Raw genomic sequence first — 6,078 nt, 5'->3', positions numbered from 1 at the left:
CCCCCCCCTCACCGTCTTCACCGGCGCTGAGGATGCCCTCTTTATACTGAGGCCGCTCACGCGCTTTCCAGTCTTTGACCACGGCATGAACTTCCTGATCGCGGACAAAGGCCCCGTGCACACGCACTGGTATTGAAGAGTTCGGTGCCAAATACAGCATGTCACCCATCCCCAGCAAGGATTCCGCTCCGCCCTGATCGAGAATGGTGCGGGAGTCGATCTTGCTTGATACGGTAAAGGCGATACGCGTCGGGATGTTGGCCTTGATCAAACCGGTGATCACGTCCACCGAAGGACGCTGGGTTGCCAGCACCAGGTGGATCCCCGCAGCACGCGCTTTCTGTGCCAGGCGGGCGATCAATTCTTCAACCTTTTTGCCCACCGTCATGATCAGATCGGCAAATTCATCCACCATCACCACGATGTACGGCTCTTTTTCCAACACCGGCGGCGTGATATCCATGCTGTCGCTTGGTTTCCAGAACGGATCCGGGATTGGCCGCCCCATCGCCTCAGCCTGATCGACCCGCTCGTTGTAGCCTGCCAGGTTACGAACCCCCAGAGCAGACATCAGCTTATAGCGGCGCTCCATCTCGGCCACGCACCAACGCAATGCATTAGCGGCGTCTTTCATGTCGGTAACCACATCGGTCAGCAGGTGTGGGATGCCTTCGTAGACCGACAGTTCCAGCATTTTCGGGTCGATCATGATAAAGCGCACTTCTTTCGGCGTGGCCTTATACAGGATACTGAGGATCATGGCGTTGACCCCGACCGACTTACCGGAACCGGTGGTACCAGCCACCAGCAGATGCGGCATTTTAGCCAGATCGGCCACCACTGGCTGACCCGCGATATCTTTACCCAATACGATCGCCAGAGGCGATGGATTGTCGCGGAAGGCTGGGCAATCCAGCACTTCGCGCAGATACACGGTTTGCCGTTTGACGTTCGGCAGTTCAAGACCGACGTATGGCTTACCTGGGATCACCTCCACCACACGCACGGCGGAAGTTGACAATGAACGGGCCAGATCGCGCGACAGGTTGGAGATACGCGCGGCCTTGACGCCAGGAGCCAAATCCAGTTCGAAACGGGTAATGACCGGGCCAGGCAGAATATCGACCACGTCAGCCTTGACGCGGTAATCCGCCAGGCTGGCTTCCACCAGCCGCGCTTTCTGTTCCAGCGCAAAGGTATCGACCGGTTCGACCTCTTTCGGGGCCTCGGTCAACAAATCCAGCGTTGGCAGTGGCGTAGTCGGTTTCTCCAGCGGCATATCATTGCGCATCAGAAACGGATGGATCAGGCTGTCCATTGCTGGCGCTGGCGGTTGCTGCTGAGCGGGTGGCTGATAAGCCTGTTGCGGCTGGTAGGTAGGTGCAGGTGGCGTTTGCGGACGCGGTGCCTGATAAGCGGGCACCTCAGGCTCAAACTGACCGAACGGCACATCGTCTTCCAACTCGCTTTCCAGCTCAATGCTATCCTCAAGCTGTGGCGACAGGGTAAACAGCGGCTCGGTTGGGCCGTCATCCACCAGATCCGCCATCGGTGAGAAACTGTAAGCCTGGCGGGTATCCACCGAATGAGTCACCGGAGCCGGTTCTGGTTCAGGCTGCGGTGCTTCTACGCCATAACGTGCCTGTTGCTGCGCGGCAAATGCCTGGCCGAGTTCGGCCTCACGCAACGCATCTTCGTCATCTTGTTGATACTCTTGTTGCGGATACTCTTCGCCATAGCGCTGGCTTTGCTGTTCGGCAAAGGCCTGGCGCAATGCAGCTTCCTGCTGGGCTTCGTCTTCTTCCTGCGGGTTGCCGAACGATTCTGGCTGAGGATCTTCCCCGCGGTTGCGGTGCTCCTGCTCCGCGATCCGCTGCGAAGGCAGCTTGATGCCGTAGGAGGCCAGTTCACGCCGGGTTGGAATGCGTACTGGATTTGGCCGTGGCAGTTCCGGGCCGATGCCCTGCTTGACCTGCGAACTCGCATCGCTGGTGGCAGTAAACGCTGGCATGAAGGTGTTGTTTACCGCGCCAGCGGTCGCTGCGGCTGCGGCAGTTGCCACTGGCTTCACTCCCTCTCTGGCACTGAAACCCGTTGAGCCAAAGACATCGTCGCTATCCCGCTGGGCCGCAGAGAAATCAAACGGTGACGGCTCTGGATTTGGCGTAACGGGGCTCTGCCAGTCACCCAGGCGCGGCTCATGTTCCTCACGATAAGGCTCCGCCATCCGCGTCGTTCTCGGTGCCGGTGTCTCTTCAGGCAGCTCAAACGAATACAGCGGCGGCGTGTCTTGTGGCTGCGCAGGAGTTAATGAATGCTGATTAACAGTAGCTGGCGCTACCGGGGCTACGGTGACCGGAGCCTGAACGGCCGCTTTTGGCATTACCGGGATATCGGTAACCACCGGCGCTGGCTCGGCAAGCGGGAGGTCATCATCGCTGGCGCGCAAACCACTCAATAAAGGATCGGCGACATCTTGCGCGTCTTCTTGCGCAGTTTCGGTCACGGAAGGTGCAGAGAACAGCACGTCGTCCTCTTCTGCCATGGAGGCAGCAGGGGCCACATTTTGGCCGTTTTCTTCGCGATCATCGAATACGACATCGTCATCGTCGTGATAGCGGTCTTCACGGCGTGAACGGTTAGTCATAAAGGTAGCGGCTCCCAACACCACGCCGCCAATTTTTTCCGCAATGACCAGCCACGACCAACCGGTGAACAGGGTCAGCCCCACCGCCCAAATGCCGAGCAGCGCCAAAGTGGCACCAATGCCGTTAAACCACGGCAACATAGCATTGCTTAACAGGCTGCCAATCACCCCACCGGAAGCGAAGTAATAGAGATCGTCAACGTTCAGCGCCGCCAGGCCACACGAGGTAAGCACCAGCGCCAACGTGCCAATCAAACGTAACGAGACCCCGAAAAAATCGACGTAATCGCCGTTATCGCGCCGACGGTAACCGGATAGGCACAACACCAGCATAATCGGTGGGATCGTATAGGCAAGGACCCCAAAGGTGAAGAACAACGTGTCGGCCAACCATGCGCCTACGCCGCCGCCCAGATTGTGGATAGGCTCATGCCAGGCAGTTTGCGACCAACTAGGGTCGGAAGGATTGAAACTGACCAGCGCAGCCATGAGGTAAACGGCAAAAATTGCCACCACGATCAACACAGCCTCAAGCAAACGCCGCCCACTGCTGAGTTTTTTCAGGGTAACTTCTTTATCTTCTGTGTATTCCTGGCTCAAGAAAGGCACTCCAGGTTCCTGTTGACGGATAGAGTAACAGCGCCGAGAAGTTTCCTCGGCGCCAAAACTGTATGAATAAACAGGAGTGTAACGAATTTAATCAGGTTTTGCACCTGCACCTTACCGTGTTTTGATAACCAGACGGTTACTCTGTTTGACTTCTTCCATTACGACGTAAGTACGGGTGTCATTAACCCCCGGTAAACGCAACAGAGTTTCGCCCAACAGCTTACGGTAAGCTGACATATCTGGCACACGGGTTTTCAACAGATAGTCGAAATCACCGGAAACCAAATGACACTCCTGAATTTCTTCAAGTTTTTGCACCGCAGAGTTGAATTGCTCAAACACATCTGGCGCACCGCGGTTCAACGTGATTTCCACGAAGACCAGCAGGGAAGCATCCAGATAGTGCGGGTTAAGCAATGCAGTATACCCATGAATAAAGCCTTGACGCTCAAGACGGCGCACACGCTCCAAACAAGGGGTTGGGGATAACCCCACGCGCTTCGAAAGTTCGACGTTCGAAATGCGCCCATCCTTCTGCAACTCATTGAGGATGTTGCGATCGATACGGTCGAGATCTTTACCCGGGCGTTTTTTAGTATCTACCATTATTATTGTCTCTCTTATGTTCTTCCCTGCACTTGCCACACCCTAGCCAACGTCAATGTGCAAGGATTTGTTCCAAGCGAAGACCCGATGCCTGTGTTAAGCGGTTCATTCCCCTGAGGGGAACCAGATACGTAATACCCACCGCCCTTGTGCTTCGTCACTATTCGACACTACCATCTTCCGCCGTTACCCAGCCTGTCTGTCACCTCTGAGTAACGAATTCAAATGATTTACGTTCAGAATCCATCAACCACTGCCAGGGCAAACTCTCCCTCACCCATCGCGACCCGACGATGTCCTGCCTCGGTGGCGAAAATGCCTACGATTTGCAGCTGGCACGGGGTTAATTTCTTCTTCCTATGATGTTTTCGCAAATGCGCAGCGGATTGTCAAAGTAAAAGAACTAAAATCAGTAGAACGTACCGCCAGCAAAAGTGAGCGCCTGATTTCTTGTTAGGAATTTCCCCCATTAAAAACCGGGCAGTTACCCACATAAACCCGACAAAAACCGCGTTTTTGACCTATTGCTGTACAAAATTATCGCGTTCACTCCCCCCGCTCTGCCCGGTGAAAAATTTCGGCTAATAGGCCCTGGTTATCAAACAAATCGGTAACAACATCCCCTGGCGCTTTTTTTACTGCCGCATTTTCCCTACAATCGGCTTCATTGTCCGCCATTGTGGGAAACGAGGTTATTCATGGGCACGGCTAAACATAGCAAATTATTGATCCTGGGCTCTGGCCCGGCTGGCTACACCGCAGCGGTTTATGCAGCACGCGCAAACCTGAATCCGGTATTGATCACCGGTATGGAGCAAGGCGGTCAGCTGACCACCACCACCGAAGTCGAGAACTGGCCAGGCGATGCTGAAGGCTTGACTGGCCCGGCGCTGATGGAGCGGATGCGTGAGCACGCAGAAAAGTTCGACACCGAGATCGTGTTTGACCATATCAACAGCGTCGATCTGCAGAACCGTCCTTTCCGCCTGAGCGGTGACAGCGGCGAATATACCTGCGATGCCTTGATTATCGCTACTGGCGCATCAGCCCGTTATTTAGGCCTGCCATCAGAAGAGGCATTCAAGGGCAAAGGGGTATCTGCCTGTGCTACCTGTGATGGTTTCTTCTATCGCAGCCAGAAGGTCGCCGTAGTCGGTGGTGGCAACACCGCCGTGGAAGAAGCGCTGTACCTGTCGAACATCGCCTCTGAAGTTCACCTGGTGCACCGCCGTGACAGTTTCCGCAGCGAAAAGATCCTGATCAATCGCCTGATGGAAAAAGTGAAAAACGGTAACATCATCCTGCATACGGACAGCACGCTGGACGAAGTGTTGGGCGATCAGATGGGCGTCACCGGGATGCGCTTGCGCAGCACTAAAGACGCTGAGCAAACCAAAGAGTTAGAACTCGCTGGCGTATTTATCGCGATCGGTCACAGCCCGAACACCGCAATCTTTGGCGGGCAGCTTGAGCTGGAAAACGGCTATATCAAGGTGCAGTCCGGTATTCACGGTAACGCGACCCAGACCTCCATCCCCGGCGTATTTGCCGCAGGCGATGTCATGGATCACATTTACCGCCAGGCAATCACTTCAGCAGGAACGGGTTGTATGGCCGCACTGGATGCCGAACGCTATCTCGACGGTATCGCGCAGGCCGAATGCAAATAACCCTTCAGCGATAAACGTTACCGAGGCGGCCGATTGGCCGCCTTATTTATTTCCAACCACGCCCACGCTGAAAGCGTGACTGCTGCTCGAATGATTAAACTGCTGGCTCACTACGTAGGGGCGCTGCATGCTGCACCCATTTAGATAATCAATCGGTTAGCTGGGAGTCTCCCTAGAAATTCAGCATCGTTGCCACTTTGCCATCAATCTCAGATTTATTTCACGTCTACCGAGTGACGAGGTAACATTAGCGCTCACTTGTCTTATTTCCTGCTGAGACAAACACTTTTTTAACAGTACGTTAACCAAGCCTGCTACAACAGGCATCGGCGACGCAGACATCTGATGAAAAAAACCAGACAGCACCAGTTAACCCGTTGGCTCAAGGCACAGAGTACGTTAGCGCAACGTTGGCTGCGTATTTCCATGCTGTTAGGTCTTGCAAGCGGCATTTTGATTGTCGCCCAGGCCTGGCTGTTGGCTTCCTTGCTCCATGCGCTGATTATTGAGCATCAACCCCGTGGCGAACTGGTTTCGCCGTTTATC

3 protein-coding genes and 1 pseudogene are annotated in these 6,078 nt (G+C 54.9%); 2 read left to right on the top strand and 2 right to left on the bottom strand.

The window, feature by feature from the left end:
* Nucleotides 1–3,247: DNA translocase FtsK 4TM domain-containing protein (locus ACLQ7H_RS19420; protein WP_411754077.1), on the bottom strand; the 3,247-nt coding region annotated here is incomplete at its 3' end.
* Nucleotides 3,248–3,367: 120 nt separating this feature from the next.
* On the bottom strand, nt 3,368–3,862 hold the full coding sequence (gene lrp, locus ACLQ7H_RS19415) for a leucine-responsive transcriptional regulator Lrp (RefSeq protein WP_021804943.1): 495 nt from the start codon (nt 3,860–3,862) through the stop codon (nt 3,368–3,370).
* Nucleotides 3,863–4,560: 698 nt separating this feature from the next.
* Between lrp and trxB the strand changes: the two genes are divergently transcribed.
* Nucleotides 4,561–5,532, top strand: a complete 972-nt coding sequence (gene trxB, locus ACLQ7H_RS19410) for a thioredoxin-disulfide reductase (protein WP_411754076.1) — start codon at nt 4,561–4,563, stop codon at nt 5,530–5,532.
* 345 nt (nt 5,533–5,877) lie between these two features.
* Nucleotides 5,878–6,078: pseudogene (locus tag ACLQ7H_RS19405) on the top strand (cysteine/glutathione ABC transporter permease/ATP-binding protein CydD); the annotation flags it as partial.

Source organism: Serratia sp. (in: enterobacteria), from assembly GCF_046715635.1.
GTDB lineage: Bacteria > Pseudomonadota > Gammaproteobacteria > Enterobacterales > Enterobacteriaceae > Chania.
Note: the sequence above shows the minus strand (reverse complement) of the source record. Positions and strands in the feature narration are given on the sequence as shown.

Excerpts from the sequence above, each read along its gene's own strand:
- lrp (WP_021804943.1), bottom strand. The coding sequence starts at position 3,862 with ATGGTAGATACTAAAAAACGCCCGGGTAAAGATCTCGACCGTATCGAT.
- trxB (WP_411754076.1), top strand. The coding sequence starts at position 4,561 with ATGGGCACGGCTAAACATAGCAAATTATTGATCCTGGGCTCTGGCCCG.